This is a genomic window from Bacillus sp. FJAT-22090 (assembly GCF_007676755.1).
GTDB lineage: Bacteria > Bacillota > Bacilli > Bacillales_A > Planococcaceae > Psychrobacillus.
This window is the reverse complement of record NZ_VEBK01000008.1, coordinates 70,586-87,992: the sequence shown is the minus strand read 5'-3', so window position 1 is coordinate 87,992 and position 17,407 is coordinate 70,586. Positions and strand designations below refer to the sequence as shown.

The following is a 17,407-nucleotide window of genomic DNA, read 5'->3' as shown; positions in this document are numbered from 1 at the left end:
AACCAAATTGACAACGAGCGCAACCAATTCTCCGCGCAAAGGCTAGCGGACACTGATTGCCATGCACTTTACTTGAAGTCTCCGCTTAATTTACATGGATTAGATCGTCCATTAAAATTTGCGCAACATATCAGTCGTTACTCGCAACATTATGAATGGGCGGAACTTTATGCTTAGGCGCTGACTCGTTATGTTCGGATAACTCCTTTTTATGCCCGCATAACAGCACCCTTTTCTCGGAGCATGGGCAACTGATTTAAGACACAGTATCCCTAATAAAAAATCAAAACATCAAACAGTAAGCCCTCTTATTTTTTATAAGATGGATAATCAACAAATGTGATAATCTATAAAACATTTTCAAACGGCTAATTACAATTATATAGTAAAAGAAACTGGCGAGGATAATTATTTTGAAAATAAAAAAGTTCTGTCTACCACTACGTTCTTATAGAAAGTAGTGGTAGACAGACTCATTTTATATATTTAATTTTACATTACGATACGTGTACCTGTTTTTCCAGCAAGTGCATCTTGAAGCTTATCAATTGAAGTAATGATAACATTCTTTCCGCCTTTTTGTAAGAAAAGAATAGCTGCTTCAATTTTTGGTCCCATACTTCCTTTTGGAAATTGACCTTCTTCCATATAACGAAGTGCATCTTCCACTGTCACTTCTAACAAATTTTGTTGGTTTGGCGTACCGAAGTTAATAGCAACTTGTTCTACTCCAGTTAAAATGAATAAGTAATCCGCATTAATGTCAGCTGCAAGTAATGCACTCGCGAAATCTTTATCAATAACAGCTTCAACGCCTTCAAACTTCCCGTTATTTTCAGTTACAGGAATTCCGCCTCCGCCTGCGGTAATAACAGTAATATCTTTTTCAAGCAATGCTTCAATCGCTTCTTTTTCCACGATTTTTACAGGTTTTGGAGAAGCAACAACGCGTCTATATCCTCTACCGCTGTCTTCCACAAATGTTAGATTGCGTTCCTCTACAATTTTTTCCATTTCTTCTTTCGAATAAAAAGGTCCGATTGGTTTTGTAGGATTTTCAAATGCAGGGTCATCTTTAGAAACTACTGACTGTGTTACTACAGTAGCAATTGTTTTATTAATATTTCGTTCAACCATTTTATTTTTAAAAGCTTGTTGGATTAAATAACCCAAGTTCCCTTGAGTTTCCGCATCAAGCACATCTAGAGGATATTCAGGAACCACAGATTTAGCCATTTCTCCTCTTATTAACGTATTACCAACTTGAGGACCATTTCCGTGAGTGATAACAACTGTATGACCTTGCTCCATTAATTCAAGAACAGGAACAGAGCTTTCCATGATATTTTGCTGTTGTTCTTCAATCGTACCAATTTGACCTTCTTTAATGATTGCATTCCCGCCAATCGCTAGAACGACTTTACTCATATAAACACACTCCAACTTTTTAATTTGTTTCTGTTTCTATTTTTAGGTTTCTAAAAACCAGCATTCCGATAAGAATACCTAATATCGTATCCATGCCTGAGCTGTGCCCAACTCCTATTAAGTCATGAAAGGCTTTCTCAAAATGAGAAGCATTACCTTCTGCAAGTACATTGACCATGTTAGAGACAGTCGAGCTATATTCCTGTTTAAGGGCATACCGTAAATATTCTCTTGCCACATCTGTCGTAATCGATTCGCCTTCAATAAGTTCTGAAACTTTTTCATAAAAGCAAGTGGAAAGGATAGGGGAAATTGCATCAAAGGCTAGCAGCCCGACAATCATATCATCCCCTGAAGGGGTCAAGCCTTGTCCTCTTCCAAGAAAATATCTAAGAACTTTCTCAATTAAAGATTCATCGCACGACGTAGCCGCTTCAATCAACATAATCAAATACGGTTCAGCACCAACCCAGTTTTGCTCATTTGTTGCATGTATCTTATATAAAAGTTCTTTGAACGAAATATCCAACCCAGTTCGGTCTTCTATTTCCATTAACTGCAAACTAAATTTTTCAAAACTATCCTTAAAAATAGATACGCTTTTTAAATTAGCTAATTCATTTTTAAAAGTTTTACCTTTTTCGACACTGATTGTTACCCTAGGTAATTCAATAGAATTTGTTCTATTATTCCAAGTGACTGGATCACCGTTATTTACAAAGGATACAGCGTTTAATGTATCTTCTTCTCGAAGATGTATTCCAAATGGTAGGAACCCATTTTTATTATTTCCAATAAAAACGAGCGAATCCCCCATTTTAATATTAAAGCCATTGGCAAAACGACTATGAACGTGTCCAACTTTATTGTTATAAAGAAGGAGAGGAACTAGATAACTATAGTCCTCTCCAAAAAGAGTGCAATTATTCATTTATTGTGGGTCAATTAGACCAAGTTTAACAGCGTAAGCATCAATTGCTTTTTCAAAGCAAGCTAATGGAGCACGAACTGTACCTGCACCAATTTGACCAACTCCAGCTTCTTTATGTGCAATACCTGTGTTGATAACTGGCTCGATACCTGTTTCAACTACTTTTCTTGCATCGATTCCAAGACAAGAACCTTTGAAGTCCCACGTTGGAATAGAGAAGTTAGGGTTATGATCAATACAAATTTCCATCATATCATTACTAGTATTAACTGCATCGTCCATACCTCCAGCACCTACGAAGCGTGTAACACCAGGAGCAGCGATCATTGCCATACCGCCCACACCATATGTTTCAGTAATTGCACTGTCACCCATGTCCGGACAAGCCATGTCTTGATCATAGCCAGTAAAGAATAAACCTTGAGGTGTATTAACTGGTGCTGTAAACCATTGGTCACCCATACCAGCAATACGTACTCCGAATTCATGACCGTTACGGCACATTGCAGTTACAACTGTACCATGTTGGATTTCACGTGCTGTATCCATTACTGCTTTAGTAGTTGCCATTGCAATATTCAAGAAGAACTGGTCTGTATCAGCTAAGAATTGAATAACATCTTGTTTTTCTTTATCGTTTGCATCTGTTTGTAAAATGTATGGCACAAGATCTTTTAAGAAGATAAGTGAACCTGCAATATTACGTTGGTGGAACTCATCCCCCATTGTAATTGCTTTGGCAATCATTACGTTAACGTTTAGTCCGTCACCTTTAACTTTTAGAGCTTTAGAAAGTGTTGGTCCAAGTACATCTCTGAACCATCCTAAGCGGTTGATTACTTCTTCAGAATACGCACCAAAGCGTAGTACTGCACCAATACCTTCATTCATTGTACAATAAGCACGGTTTCCGCCATCGCGATTTTCTACCACAAGAACTGGCATGCTTCCAGACGTAATTCCGCCCATAGGTCCAACCGCGTTCACATGGTGACATGGAATGAATTCTATTTCTCCATTTTCAAGCATTTTAAATGCTTCATCAGCGTTAGATGCCCAACCTTCAAATAATGTAGCTCCTACACAAGAACCTTGCATTGGGCTTGTCATGTTCTCCCATTTAATAGGTGGACCTGCGTGAAGTAATACTTTATCATTTAATTCTTTAATAACAGATTTAGCTTGAACCACATCCACTAAAAATGGTGCTCCTGATACAATTTTATCGATAACGGCTCTATTTGCTTCATCAATTGTTTTAAATTGTCCGTACATTATGCTTTCCTCCCGAATATTCATTGGTCTTATAATTCAATGACCTGAAGTTTGAATAAATTATTTTGATTAACGAAGTACGCTTAAAACTTTACGCAATCTTGCGTTACCACCAGCAACTGGACGCCAGTCAAACTGAACAACTCTACCACCATTAGCAGTAATTGCTTCTGTAAATTTCTTTAATCCCACGTTTACAACGTTTGGTTTTTCAGTTAATAATTTTTGAATAGCTTCTGAAACTGTAATTTCGATTGTTGCAGTTTCTGATGCAGGAACTACTTCTTTTTGTACTTCTTCGATTTGAATATCAAGCATAGCTAATGAAGTAAGAACCGCTTGGTTATTACTATCACGTAAAATAACACCAGCTTTTTCTAATTTTTCTTTTTGCTCGTCAATGCTTTGTGGATCTTGGTCAGTACCACATACAGATGCTACGAAGTAAATTTCTTTACCTTTTGCTTGTGCATCTTTTTGAATTTTTTCGATACCAGGGATAAGTGCGCCCGCCATATCTTCATGAGAACCATATCCAAGAACTAGGTCAAATAGGATAATTGCAGTTGACTCATCTTGTGCTGCTTTTTGGAAGTATTGAATTCTTGTATCTGGGTCGATCATTGGGTGTGGTTTACCTTGTGTATAAATATCATCACCAAGGTCGATTACTTCAAATCCATTTGCATTTAGAAGGTATCCTTCCTCGTGAGCACCACTATTATCATAGTTAAGACCACTACTAATTAAAGTAGCTGCTTCGTAACCTAATGTACCACCTGAGTATAAACCTTTGATCGTTTTTTGTTCTGGCTTTAAGTTTACAGCTGGAACTTCACTTTGCAATTTGTTGTAGTTTGGCTTAATAGGGTTTCCTTTAACAAGATCCACAGCAATCGCAGCCGTTTCTTCAAGTGTGTTAGCATAATAAACATTGCCTTCGTGATTATGTGGTTCTTCACCAAGGAAGATAGCAACTACTGGTTTAGAAATACTTTGTAGTAATTGAACAACCTCGTCACGAACTTCTTTAGCAGGTGGTTTAGAGATTAATGTAATCACTTCTGTTTGACTATGTTGCGCTAATGCTTTAATACCATCTAACATTGTAATAGCACCAATTTTTTCAGAAAGGTCACGGCCACCAGTACCGATCGCATGACTAATTCCAGCGCCTAAACGATCAATTTCTGTTGTAACTTCTTGGATACCTGTACCAGAAGCTCCGATTACACCAATTTTCCCAGTTTTTATAACGTTTGCGAATGCAAGAGGCACGCCAGAAACTACTGCTGTACCACAGTCAGGACCCATTACAAGAAGACCTTTTTCATGTGCTTTTTCTTTAATACGACGCTCATCTTCAACCGTTACGTTGTCACTGAAAATAAGAACGTGCATATCTCTATCAAGTGCTTTTTCAGCTTCTTCAGCTGCATATTGACCTGGAGTAGAGATAATTGCTAGATTCGCACCTGGTAATGCATTTGTTGCCTTATCCCAAGAACGAACGCTTTCGAACGCTTCTTTACCGCTAGCGATTGATTGGTTATTTAAATAGTTGTCTGTTTCATCAAGAACCTCTTGGATCTTCTCTTCTGAGTCAGTATCTACAACTATACACATATCATTAGACGCAGCACCTTCAAGCTCATCTGTATATAATTCAGCAGCTTTTAAAATATCTTTATTAGCTGGAGTTCCCATCATAATTTGAACTTTGTTAATGCCTTCCATTGTTGATATTTTGTTTGTAAGAAGCATTAAATTAACTGAATCCTGATAGGAATTCTGTTTAACAATTGTATAAAGCATGTTTGAATGCACCTCTTTATTAGATTTTTACTTATATTTTTTAAAGAAAATCGATAACGCTCCGGTAAATAAGCACAGAAAATGGGGTGGCCACAAGCGGACCACCCTTTATCAATCACTTAGCAAAAGGGCTTTTATTATCGTAAGAATTGTTGTGAACTACGTCTGAAATTAAATATTCATAAATATGATCAACAATTTCGATTCCGTTTTCTTCGTATTTCTTTTCCCTTTCAGCACTTCTTTGTCCAGGGTAAGAAACATGATCAAAACCAGGAGCAGGTTTACTATTATTCAAGTCTTGCATCGTTGTCGCAATGCTTTCCTGGAATAAGTTTAATGCTGTAAAAAATTCCGGGTTAATCACAATGTGTAGTTGACCAAGATTTCGATATTCAGTGAGATCATGGTACATAGAAGATACTTTGTTTCCAAATGGAAGGCCAAGAAGGATTCCAGATAAAACGTCTACCATCATCATAAGACCATAACCTTTTGGTCCAGCAATCGGAACTAAAGCATTTACCTTAAATGGATCGGTTGTAGGATTTCCTTCGCTATCAACCGCCCATGTATCAGGAATAGGTTCGTTTTTTGAACGAGCGTGAAGAATTTTTCCCCAAGCTTGAACGGTAGTTGCCATATCAAACGTGATATTCTGACCATTTTTGCCAGGTGCAGCAAAGGCAATCGGATTGGTACCGTAATAGGGCTCAGATCCGCCAAATGGAACAACCATCGGATCCGATTGGCAAACAGAAATACCGATCAAATTCTCATTTGCAGCTTGTTGAACGAAATAAGAAAGCGCACCGCTGTGACTGATTCTTCGTACACCAACAACTGCGATACCATTTTCTTTTGCCATTTGAATCGCTTCGTCCATTGCTAGTTTAGCTGCAACATGCCCCGCACCATTATCACCATCAAAAACAGCTGTGGCAGGACCGGTTTTTTCAAATTTGAAATCAGGGTTTGCATTAATTCCACCTTTAGCAATTCTTTCAGCATAGTACTCCACTCTCATTGCTCCATGAGAATGGACTCCCCTTGCATCTGCATGGACTAGAACGTCAGCAACACCTCGCGCATGATCCTCAGTTAATCCTGCCTTATGCAGCTTTGTAGTAATCAACTCATTCAATTGCTCGCTATTTAACCTCATTCCACTTGCCCCTCCTATTGTTCAATATCGACTTATCAAAAATTATTCTGCAAATGGATTTTTATGATCATATTGATTATTATGGATAACATCTGATTTTAAATACTCATAAATGTCATTCACAATCTCAATTCCATTTTCCTTATAATCTTCGATAACAACATCATTATTTTGACCAGGATAAAGGACTTTTGAAAAGCCTGGTGCAGGTTTGATTTGGTTTAAATCACCCATTGTTTCAGTGATACTATTTTTGAAATCGATTAGACCAGTAAAGAATGCCGGGTTAATGACAATATGAAGCTGGCCTAATTTTCTATACTCAGATAGATTTTCATACATAGAAGAAACTTTATTACCGAATGGAAGTCCAAGAAGGATTCCAGATAGAACATCAACCATCATTGCAAGACCATATCCCTTTGGACCTGCAATTGGCAGTAATGCATTCACATTTAACGGATCCGTTGTTGGCTCTCCATTACTGTCAACTGCCCATGTATTAGGAATGGATTCATTTTTTGAACGAGCATGAAGAATTTTTCCCCAAGCTTGTACTGTAGTTGCCATATCCAATGTGATTGTTCTGCCATCACTGCTTGGTGCAGCAAAGGCAATCGGATTTGTTCCGTAATAAGGCTCGGCTCCGCCAAATGGAACAACCATCGGATCTGATTGACACATCGAAATGCCAATCATACCTTCGCTCGCCGCTTGTTCTGTGAAATAGGAAATTGCTCCACTATGAGAGATATCTCTTACACCAATAATGGCAACGCCACTCTCTTGAGCCATTTTGATTGCCTCGTCCATAGCTAATTTTGCAGCCGTATGTCCATTACCGCCATCACCATGAAATACGCCGGAAGCTGGACCCGTTTTTTCGAATTTAAAGTCCGGATTGGTATTCATTCCGCCTTTTGCTATTCTTTCTGCATAATATTCCACACGCATAGCACCATGGGAGTGAATGCCTCTCTCGTCGGCAAACGTTAGCACATCTGCCGCGACATCAGCATGTTCCTGTTTCAGGCCAGCCTTTTGTAGCTTTGTTTGTATTAGACTCTTTAAGTCATCTCTACTTACTCTCATCATTACACCTCTTTACTGGGATTTTATAATGTTGCATCCCGATTGCAATCTTTAGAATAAACATATGTCAATGGCTCTCTGCCAACTGCATACGCCGCTTGATGCACATATGGCGCCATAAAAATGTAATCGTCTTTTTTAACCGGAATCCATTCATTGTCAAGGTTATACATACCCTCACCAGATAACAAATATGCACCATGCCCTTGATAATGTGTTTCGACAAATGGATGGCTAGCTGCTGGATCGAATGAAAGAATGTGGAAGTTCATATCAAAAGCTTGATCTAATGGTAGAAGATCTTTTAGATGAACGTTGTGCATATCATCGTAATCCATATAGTCGATAGCATTCGCATGACCCGAAACAACCCAAGGCTTCTGACCTTCTAGTGGATTGTGTTTTTGTTTATAAAGGAATAGACGAGAATCACCTGATTCCATATTTTCTAAATACATTTTTACACCTGGTGGGCAATATAAATAGCCGCTTTCTTCAAGAATGAATTCTTGATCATCCGCTTTTGCTTTTACTTTTCCGCTAATAACGTAAACAAAGCATTGTACATCTGCTTCACCGCAGTAACCTTTGCTATTCTTTCCACCCTCGTTCATTGTAACTACATAGTCGACAAAGCTAGCACCAAGTTTTGGTGAACCTAAGATAGAAATTCTGCAATTTTCAAAACCAGGAATGACATTATTCACTAAACCTTCTGGAGCGATTAGTGCATATTGCCCTGGTTTGATGATAGATCTGCTTGAAAGTAAGTCTTTTGGATAACCCATTTTTACATTCTCCTCTGTTTGCTTATATTTTCATCAGTAATTCTATGTGTTATTCTTTATAGCCCAATTCGTAAAGTGCGCCAATAAGTGCTTTTACACCTTCTGCCAAATCTGTCGGCTCTGTAAATTCAGCCGGATTGTGACTGATCCCTTTCAGACTCGGAACAAATAACATTGCTGTCGGTACCACTGGAGCAAAGATTTGTGAGTCATGCCCCGCACCGCTGTGCATTAACTTATAATTAAGACCGTTTTCCTTACATTGCTTTTCGATAAGATCAACTACTTTTTGATCCATCGGAACTGGATCTTCATCCATCCATAGATCAATGTTCATTTCAATTTCATGTGTTTTTGCAATTTCTTGCATTCTTGCTGTCATTTTTTCTGTAAAAGAAATAATAGCTTCTTTGTCAGTATGACGAACATCGATGGTGAAGATAACTTTTCCAGGTACTACATTTACGACATTAGGATAGGCTTCAAATTTCCCTACCGTCGTCACAAGTGGATCACCGGTTTCTCTAGCCATCGAAATAATTTCATGGATCATTTGACTTGCTGCGTATACTGCATCTTTTCGATAACCCATCGGCGTTGTACCCGCATGATTGGCTTCACCTGTTATTTCTACTGTATAACGTCTTTGACCAACAATATTGTTTACTACACCGATTGCGATTTGTTCCGTTTCCAAAACGCTTCCTTGCTCAACATGAACTTCTACGAAAGCTTTCAGATCCTTACGTGGACCTATTTGTTCATTCCCGAAGTCAAAGCCCGCATTTTTCATAGCTTCTGTAAATGGGATACCTTCAAAGTCTTTAATATTTTCCACATCTTCACGTTTTGCCAAGCCTACAATATTTTTAGAGCCCCAAAATGAATAAGGAAAACGGCTTCCTTCCTCTTCGGCCATCGAAACAACTTCAATATTTCTTACTGGTTGACCAAAATGTTGTTTCAAATATTTTAATGCAATAATTCCAGCAACAACCCCATATGCGCCGTCAAAACGGCCACCATTCTTCACAGTATCCACATGGGAGCCAGTCAAAACTGTTTCACTTGTGTTTTTTCCTTTTAAAGTTCCATATAAATTCCCAATTTCATCAAATCGAGCTTCTAGGCCTTCGTTCTCCATCCATTCTTTTAATGCATGTTGACCTTCAACCCACTCTTTTGTATAGAGTAAACGAGAAACCCCACCTTCAGGATCTTTTCCGAATTCAGCTAACCATTCTAGCTTACCTGCTGTTTCATCTGCTAGATGATCAAGCTGTTGTACAATATCTTTCATATCGTTCATCTATTTCACCATCCTTCTCTTTGCTATGTAACGCTTCTATTGTTTGTAATACATGCGGATAGTATGCACTAAATTGTCTTTCATTCATGTATAATCTTTAACTACACTATTCATTGTAAACCTTGCTATAAAATTAGTCTTTAGCATGTAAAGACAAATATTTATAATTTATTTATCTTATTTTACTATTTCATTTATAGCGCTAAATCAACACATTCATTCTTCTATTTGTAAATTAGTTTAATCAGTGAGATTGCTTCCTATATTCTCTTGCTTACCCTTCTGCTCATTTCCGTAATCATCCCATTTGAAAAGGTTTTCTAGGATTAGAGCTAGAATGATTCCCACTAATAATCCACTGCTAAGAACAGGACGGATTACGTTTGGAATTGTGACAAAATAAGAAGCAGGAAGGGTCATAATCACCACACCTACAAACAATGGAATAGCTGAACGATAAATATTGACTGTATTGAATTCAATCTGTTTAAAGAAATTCAAGGAAGAATTTAACAGAAGTAAATAAGAAACAAATAAAGCTGCACTTCCAACACTTAATGGAAGTTGTGAGAAAAAGTGTCCAATAGGAGGAATAAGTCCCATTACGAGAAACATAAATCCACCAAGCACAAATGGAATTCTTTTAATTATCCCGGTTTGGCTCAAAAACCCTATCGATGAAACGAATGGAGAATTTGGAACAAGTCCAAAAAATCCTGCGATAAGAGTGAAAACACCAGTAATCGTGAAGGAAGCTCGGTATTCTGCTTTAGTAGTTTCCACCCCATACATACTTTCCGTTCCTTTTAATGAACCAACTGTATTTGCCGAGTTTAACAAACCAGCGATAACGGTCGTAATGATTATTCCAATATCCCATGCAGGCTTCCCTAACGGAAATAGTTCAAGACCAAACGAGGTAGCTTCACTTACAGAGTTTTCCGGTTTGAAAATAAGCACATAAGCTATCCACCCACCAATAATTCCGATAAGCAAACCATAGCGTCGAATACTTGAAGGTGCCTTCACACTAATTACGATTACAATTATTGCTATCACTATCGATAATAAAGAAATGGAAACGTCTATATGCGCATCCTTTGCCTGGTTGCCAAACGGAATGCCTAGCATCCCCTTCAAAAATATCCCAATTAATTGACATCCAAACAAAAACATAAACACTCCCATGACGGCAGGTTTAAATAAATTAGCTAAGCGAGGTCCCATGCCTGTTACACCAATCAAAAATGTCAAAATTGAAGTAATAATAATTCCAACCGTTAAACTGCCCCCCAAAATAGATAAAGGCATCCCTTGAGATATAGCCGTGGAACAAAGCGCTAAAATTACACCCCACCATAATCCCGATTGCCCTTCCATAATGGCGCGTTTATGTCCCAAAAAGGCTTGAACAATACATGCCAGACCTGTCACGATGAAAGAAAGCTGAAGCATATTGACAATTGTGCCCGAAGGAAGTTCAAAAGCTGTTCCGACAGTAATCGGTATGACAACTATGTTCGTAAAAATAAAAAAGAGCCATTGTAAGCCCGAAATCCAATTGCTTGATTTTAATAATTCATTAATAACAATCACCTTTTCTTTTATGAATAACTGTCTATTTGATACCTATTAGAATATCTACTAATATTTCTGCATCATAAGTTTGACTAATTTAGTATTCCCTAATTTATAGCTTTTAACTCTTCTAGTCTACAGCTAACGTTTGAAATTGTCATTGTTTACTATGACCAATTTGTACTTTGATTTTTGTTTACTTTTAACGTAATATGAACGATATAGGGAACAAGATTTACTTTTCTTTCACTTCTGTTGATTCTCCATCTCATTCCTTGGAGTAAAAAAGAAGGAGCTTTCTACTTTATGTTTCGGTTCGTTTAATAGAGATAGTCCGTCTTAAGGAAGTGTCCGCTTGGATTTCCGCTGAAGGACGGACGCTTTCCGTGGGGTGAGTGAGGAGCCTTCACCGTCCGCTTAGGCGTTCGTTGTGAATTCTCATCTTACTCACTTAATCCCACTGGAGTCGCCGTCTGCAACTCCAATCCATCAAAATAGACGCTTTTATCTGTATATATTAGCCATTAAAAGTTAGGAACTGGCTTAGCGAGACCAAATAGCTCGTGAAAGCAACCAATTCCACAGGAAACGCAACCAGTTTGGGCTTGAAAGTAACCAAATTGACAACGAGCGCAACCAATTCTTCAAGTAAAGGCTTGTGGACATGCACCTACCTTATAGTATCCTCTAAATCAACATGGAGAAGATGTTCCAATCAATATTGAGCAACATATCAGTCGTTACTCGCAACATTTGTGACGGATCGAACTTTTATGCTCGCATAGCAACATTCTTTGCTCGAAGCGGAAGTAATTTTCTTTGATTTTCTCTGCTGGAGGCTATTCCAGTCGAGGCCAACAAGATGTTGGTCACGAAGGCGTTGCCACACGATGTGGCGATCTTAGCCTTTGTTCCGCTATGGGCAAATGAGACAGCCCAACGACGCCTAAGCGGCGGGGGTGGCTCATCGCTCACCCGGAGGAAAGCGTCCGCAAGCTGAGAAAATCATAGCGGTCACTCTAAGACGCATTATCCCTATAGTAGAGCGTTGCATATTAACCTAAATATGTTGTATGATTTGGGAAAATTGTGATTACAACAGCCGTGATTTTTCTTATGAAAAATTTTAATAGAGAGGGTATTCGTATGAAAACCATAAATGATTTATTTATATTGGAAGGTATGAAAGAAGGTATTGTACTTGCAGGCCATCGTGGTCTAACTAGAAATGTACAATCTGTAAATATATCTGATACGCCTGACGTGATTAACTTTTTGGCAGAAAACCATCTTCTCCTTTCAACGGGATATGCATTTAAAGATGACACAGAGAAATTCTGCGAGTTAATTAAACAAATGCATGACTTAAATTGCTCAGGTCTTGTTATTAAAATTAACCGTTTCTTTCACCAACTGCCACCTGAAGTAAAATTACTGGCTGATGATCTTGCTTTTCCAATTATTGATTTACCAACAAAGCACACATTGGGTGAAGTTTCCCGTCATATTCTGAATTACTTGAATGACCATGAGGCAGAGCAATTGTATTACGCCTTGCATGTACAAAAAGAATTCTCCAATATGCTCATTAAAGGATATAGTTTAAGTGCTTTAATAGAACAACTAGGTCACCTTTTGGCACGACCAGCCCTTTTATTGAATCACAGGGGAGAAAGCATTGCTCAAAGTCATGACTTTTTGAAGGAATCAATGAAGGAGATTAAACAAGAAATCCTTGAGAAGGTAACAGAAGACTTGGCTGTCTCACGAGAAGGCACAACATTTTCGATACCGTCAAGGGAACATCAAAGCGTTTCAACATTTCCCGTTCAAACTAAACGCCAATACCCAAGCATGCTCGTCATTTTTGATTCACTCACTTTGCCGTATCCTTCTTCGCAAATGGCAATCGAACAGGCAGGTAACGTCATTTCCTTTACAATCGTAAAAGAGCAAGCAATCGAAGAAAACTCTAGATTGTTAAAAAACAACTTTTTCGCTGATCTAATCGAAATGAAAATCCATTCCGATGAAGAAATATTTAGCCGTTCGAACTATTACGGTCTTCAAAGAGGCATGGAGAATGTTTGTGTAGTATGTACAATTGATGCCCAAGGTAATATTTATGAAACGTTGCAGCTTTATGAAAAAAAAGTTGGAGAGCTGCATAATAGCGTCTATGACCAACTTGAAGATGAAATCATACATCAAAGCTTAAAAGCTACTTTATTCACAAAAGGAAAGTACTTTGCTATGATTTTACAATTCCCTAAATATGGAGATGAAGAAATTAATACAATTACCCAGTTTATAGAAAATGTTCAAGCAAACTTTAATGGTGATTTCACCCTTTCCTTTGGAGTAAGCAACTCAGTGCCATCTCTTAAAGAAATACCGACAGCTTATAATGAAGCTGTGGAAGCGATAGTGTCAGGATATGAGCAACATCTAAAAGGGTTTGTAAAGTATTACAAAACAAAGGATCTGGAGGAATTGTTAAAATCCCTTCCCCGTAAAGACTTAAAAGCTCTTTATGAAAATACATTAAAATCATTAGCTTATCCAAAAACAAAGGAAGAGCAGGAACTAGTAAAAACGATTCAAGTATATTTAGATGCCCAATGTGAGTTTTCGGAAACGTCTAGAAAATTATTTGTCCATCGAAACACTGTGAAATATCGAATAGAAAAAACAGAGGAATTGTTAAACTGTTCTCTCCGCGATCCAGTTGACTCCTTACGGATACGCGTAGCCCTCATCATCGGCTCTATTCTAACAGAAGATGAAGAAACATTTAGTTAAAAAATGCGAGTACCCTTTGTAGACAAAGCCTGTAGCTATCGTTTTAGAAGTACTGTGTACAAACTGAAAAGCAGAAGCGCCTAGCGTTGGACAGCAAAAATCCCAAACCTGAAATGGTTTGGGATTTTATTATTTATGCGTTCACTTTTTGTGGAGCAATTATTTCTCCATTTTCAAATACAACTTCACCATTGACGATCGTTGATTTGACGTTCCCTTTAAATGTCATACCCACATATGGAGAGTGTTGGTGACGATAGAACAAATCTTCCGTTTTAAGTTCAAAGCTTTCTTCTAAATTTACAATCGCCAGATCGGCATCATATCCCTCTGCAATTGTCCCTTTACTATCAAGTCCGAATAATTTCGCTGGGTTTGTCGCTGTTAGGGCAACAATTCTCTCTAATGGAAGGCTTCGTTTGAAATACCCTTCTGTTAACAGGATGTTCAATGTTGACTGAGCACCTGAAATCCCGCCCCATCCTTCGAAATAGTTGTCAGTAATTGTTTTCATAGATGCCGGAGCCGGAGAATGGTCAGAGCCAATAACGTTAATTTCCCCATTTGCAACAGCAACCCATAGATCTTCGACTTCATCTTCATCTCGTAATGGAGGGCAGCATTTCGCCAATCCACCTTTTTCTTCAAGGTCTTTTACAGTTAAAGCTAAATAATGAGGGCAAGTTTCAACTGTAATATCGACACCTCTATCTTTTGCTGCTTGAATAACTTCAACTACTTTTCTGCTGCTCGCATGGACAATATGCACTTTACAGCCAGTCGCTTCTGCATATGAAATAATTCTTCGTACAGCCTCAATTTCAGAGATAATAGGTCTTGATTCTACAAAATCTCTTGCAGTTGTTTTTCCTTGTTTTTGCTTCTCTTCAGCAAGCTGATCACAAATCACTGTGCTCTCAGCGTGAACAGCAAGAAGAGAGCCAAGGGATGCAATTTCTTTCATCCCTTTGAAAATCGTTTCATCGTCTACATGATTGAAATCAGCGATTCCACTTGGTGACATGAATGCTTTAAATCCGATGACACCATTTTCATGAAGTTCCTTTAGATTTTCAATGTTTTCAGGAACAAGTCCACCCCAGTAACGTGGATTTACAATCGCTTTTTCATTGGCACAAGCTTTTTTCAGATCTAAGTTCTCTTTGTTGATCGTTGGTGGTGTGCTGTTTAATGGCATATCAAAAAAGGTTGTAACACCACCAGCAGCTAGACTTCTACTACCTGTTTCAAGTCCTTCCCATTCTGTTCTTCCAGGCTCATTAAAGTGAACATGCGTATCAATTAATCCGGGAAAAATATGAAGACCCTCGGCGTCAATTACACGAGCGGGCGAACCTTGAAGAGATTGGCCAACCTCTATGATTTTGCCGTCTTTAATTGCAATATCTCCTTGAACAATCGTTTCCGCTGTGACAATCTTTCCGTTTTTAATGATTAAATCATATGTAGCCATCTTTCATTCCTCCAAGTATTAAGTCCCTTTGCCATTGTCAGATTCTAACATGACAAAGGGATAGAATAAATCAATTATTTTGCAGAAATTAACTTCCCAATTGGGTCTCCGATGATTCCACTTTCCAAATCGAACACAATATTTCCACGGACAATTGTTTTAGTTACTCGACAGTCAATTTTTCTACCTTCATAGGCACTATGTTTGTTTTTGTAGTAAAGATCTTCCCTTTTAACTGTATATGATTGGTTAGGGTCTACTAAAATGATATCCGCATCCTTTGAAACTGCAATTTCTCCTTTATGAGGAATATTGAAACGTGCAGCAGGATGTGTGGCAATTAAGTCAACGAATTTATGAACGGCTAATCCACGTTGTTTAACAGCCAAATCAAACATAAGATCTACATTGTTTTGCGCACCACTAATTCCACCCCATGCTTCCCAGATATTGCCTTGTTTTAAGTCCTCTGTACAAGGTGAATGGTCGGACGTTATCCAGTCAATATTTCCATTTAAAAGCTCTTCCCATAATTTTGCTTGATCCTCCGCTTTTCTAATTGGAGGCTGACATTTTGCTCTAGGACCTATTTCATCCACTTGATCGGCAGTAAAGGCAAAATAATGTGGGCAAGATTCAACCGTTACATTTACTCCTTCTTCACGCGCTTTCAGGATTGTCTGAATTGCCTCTGACGTACTAATATGAACAAGATGTAACTTACAACCAGTTTCTTTAGCAAAAAGGAGTGCTCGTTGAACGGCTTCTACTTCTGTAAATATAGGACGTGATTCAGCATATTCTACCCCAGAATTTTTGCCTTCTCTCGCAAACTCTTTTGAAAGTCCAGATGTAACGGATGCGTTTTCTGCATGGATACATAGAATCTGATCTAACTCAGCTAACTTTTGCATCCCTTTGTATAATGTAAAATCATCCACGTTTACGAAATCTTCCGGAATGTCACTTGTAATGTCTGATAAAAAGCATTTGAAAGCAAGAACACCTGCATCAGCTAATTCTTTAAGATTGTCTAGATTCTCAGGAACGAGTCCGCCGTAAAATGCGTAGTCAACATAGTTTTGGTCAATAGCCGCTTCCAACTTAAGATCTAACGCCTTTTTATTGATGGTGGCTGGCAGGGCGTTAAGAGGCATTTCTACATAGCTAGTCGTTCCTCCGGCAGCTAGTGATTTTGAACCTGTTTCAAAACCTTCCCACTCTGTACGTCCAGGTTCGCTAATGTGAACATGTGTGTCGATCATTCCTGGCATAACGTATTGCCCAGTAGCATCAATAACCTCTTTCGCATCTTCTGTAATATGTTCGGCAATACAGGAAATCTTTTCATCTTTAATCCCAATATCAACTTTGTAAACACCGTCACGTAATACAACATTTCCACCTTTAATAACTATATCAAACATAAGAATTCCCCTCTCATCTATTAAAATTATTAAACTGATTATTTTACCAAACACTAGTTTGACCACTTCTTTAGCTAAATATTCTCCTCCTTTAATTATGAAGTTTTTCTTATAAGTATCCTTTTGACCGTACAATATTAAGCACTGCGTAAAGGATAAAAGCTATAATGATCCTTGCAAACAAGGAAATACAATTGAGTTCGTAGTAGCACCCAAAGAATACTGTTTTAACCTTTATAAATTTTATTACTATAATAGTGGACAACACCATTATACAAAATAAATAACTATACTTCTTTAGGTTAGTTAACCAAAACAATCAA

Annotated in this window: 12 protein-coding genes; 1 reads left to right on the top strand and 11 read right to left on the bottom strand. The window is 38.1% G+C overall.

The features are described 5' to 3' along the window. Positions 1-492: 492 nt before the first annotated feature. The 9 genes from arcC to FS486_RS11420 form a co-directional block, all read right to left on the bottom strand. Entirely contained in the window at positions 493-1,428 is a 936-nt protein-coding gene (gene arcC, locus FS486_RS11460) for a carbamate kinase (RefSeq protein ID WP_144511516.1), read from the bottom strand. A 19-nt stretch (positions 1,429-1,447) separates the two neighbouring features. Further along, on the bottom strand, positions 1,448-2,359 hold the full coding sequence (locus FS486_RS11455) for an oxamate carbamoyltransferase subunit AllH family protein (RefSeq protein ID WP_144511514.1): 912 nt from the start codon (positions 2,357-2,359) through the stop codon (positions 1,448-1,450). Beyond that, entirely contained in the window at positions 2,360-3,634 is a 1,275-nt protein-coding gene (locus FS486_RS11450; protein ID WP_144511512.1) for a YlbE family protein, read from the bottom strand. Between the two features lie 69 nt (positions 3,635-3,703). Then, complete coding sequence (gene fdrA / locus FS486_RS11445) at positions 3,704-5,449, bottom strand: acyl-CoA synthetase FdrA (RefSeq protein WP_144511510.1); 1,746 nt, start codon at positions 5,447-5,449, stop codon at positions 3,704-3,706. Positions 5,450-5,564: 115 nt separating this feature from the next. Beyond that, positions 5,565-6,614, bottom strand: a complete 1,050-nt coding sequence (allD, locus tag FS486_RS11440; protein WP_144511508.1) for an ureidoglycolate dehydrogenase — start codon at positions 6,612-6,614, stop codon at positions 5,565-5,567. Between the two features lie 42 nt (positions 6,615-6,656). Then, positions 6,657-7,706 (bottom strand): ureidoglycolate dehydrogenase, encoded by a 1,050-nt coding sequence (gene allD / locus FS486_RS11435; RefSeq protein WP_144511725.1) that lies wholly within the window; start codon positions 7,704-7,706, stop codon positions 6,657-6,659. Positions 7,707-7,729: 23 nt separating this feature from the next. Continuing rightward, positions 7,730-8,494 (bottom strand): (S)-ureidoglycine aminohydrolase, encoded by a 765-nt coding sequence (gene allE / locus FS486_RS11430; RefSeq protein ID WP_144511506.1) that lies wholly within the window; start codon positions 8,492-8,494, stop codon positions 7,730-7,732. A 49-nt stretch (positions 8,495-8,543) separates the two neighbouring features. Then, positions 8,544-9,803 (bottom strand): allantoate deiminase, encoded by a 1,260-nt coding sequence (allC, locus tag FS486_RS11425; protein ID WP_144511504.1) that lies wholly within the window; start codon positions 9,801-9,803, stop codon positions 8,544-8,546. Between the two features lie 240 nt (positions 9,804-10,043). After that, positions 10,044-11,399, bottom strand: a complete 1,356-nt coding sequence (locus FS486_RS11420; protein ID WP_260858086.1) for a uracil/xanthine transporter — start codon at positions 11,397-11,399, stop codon at positions 10,044-10,046. 1,128 nt (positions 11,400-12,527) lie between these two features. Here FS486_RS11420 and FS486_RS11415 point away from each other — a divergent pair. Continuing rightward, complete coding sequence (locus FS486_RS11415; RefSeq protein WP_186321425.1) at positions 12,528-14,183, top strand: PucR family transcriptional regulator; 1,656 nt, start codon at positions 12,528-12,530, stop codon at positions 14,181-14,183. Between the two features lie 133 nt (positions 14,184-14,316). On the opposite strand, the gene FS486_RS11410 is transcribed toward FS486_RS11415, so the two are convergent. Continuing rightward, positions 14,317-15,657, bottom strand: a complete 1,341-nt coding sequence (locus FS486_RS11410) for an allantoinase (protein WP_144511500.1) — start codon at positions 15,655-15,657, stop codon at positions 14,317-14,319. A gap of 74 nt (positions 15,658-15,731) precedes the next feature. Beyond that, complete coding sequence (gene allB, locus FS486_RS11405) at positions 15,732-17,084, bottom strand: allantoinase AllB (protein WP_144511498.1); 1,353 nt, start codon at positions 17,082-17,084, stop codon at positions 15,732-15,734. Positions 17,085-17,407: the final 323 nt, after the last annotated feature.

What these genes read in the sequence shown, in the direction of transcription:
- arcC (WP_144511516.1), bottom strand. Translation starts at nt 1,428, where the DNA reads ATGAGTAAAGTCGTTCTAGCGATTGGCGGGAATGCAATCATTAAAGAA.
- FS486_RS11455 (WP_144511514.1), bottom strand. Translation starts at nt 2,359, where the DNA reads ATGAATAATTGCACTCTTTTTGGAGAGGACTATAGTTATCTAGTTCCT.
- FS486_RS11450 (WP_144511512.1), bottom strand. Translation starts at nt 3,634, where the DNA reads ATGTACGGACAATTTAAAACAATTGATGAAGCAAATAGAGCCGTTATC.
- fdrA (WP_144511510.1), bottom strand. Translation starts at nt 5,449, where the DNA reads ATGCTTTATACAATTGTTAAACAGAATTCCTATCAGGATTCAGTTAAT.
- allD (WP_144511508.1), bottom strand. Translation starts at nt 6,614, where the DNA reads ATGAGGTTAAATAGCGAGCAATTGAATGAGTTGATTACTACAAAGCTG.
- allD (WP_144511725.1), bottom strand. Translation starts at nt 7,706, where the DNA reads ATGAGAGTAAGTAGAGATGACTTAAAGAGTCTAATACAAACAAAGCTA.
- allE (WP_144511506.1), bottom strand. Translation starts at nt 8,494, where the DNA reads ATGGGTTATCCAAAAGACTTACTTTCAAGCAGATCTATCATCAAACCA.
- allC (WP_144511504.1), bottom strand. Translation starts at nt 9,803, where the DNA reads ATGAACGATATGAAAGATATTGTACAACAGCTTGATCATCTAGCAGAT.
- FS486_RS11415 (WP_186321425.1), top strand. Translation starts at nt 12,528, where the DNA reads ATGAAAACCATAAATGATTTATTTATATTGGAAGGTATGAAAGAAGGT.
- FS486_RS11410 (WP_144511500.1), bottom strand. Translation starts at nt 15,657, where the DNA reads ATGGCTACATATGATTTAATCATTAAAAACGGAAAGATTGTCACAGCG.
- allB (WP_144511498.1), bottom strand. Translation starts at nt 17,084, where the DNA reads ATGTTTGATATAGTTATTAAAGGTGGAAATGTTGTATTACGTGACGGT.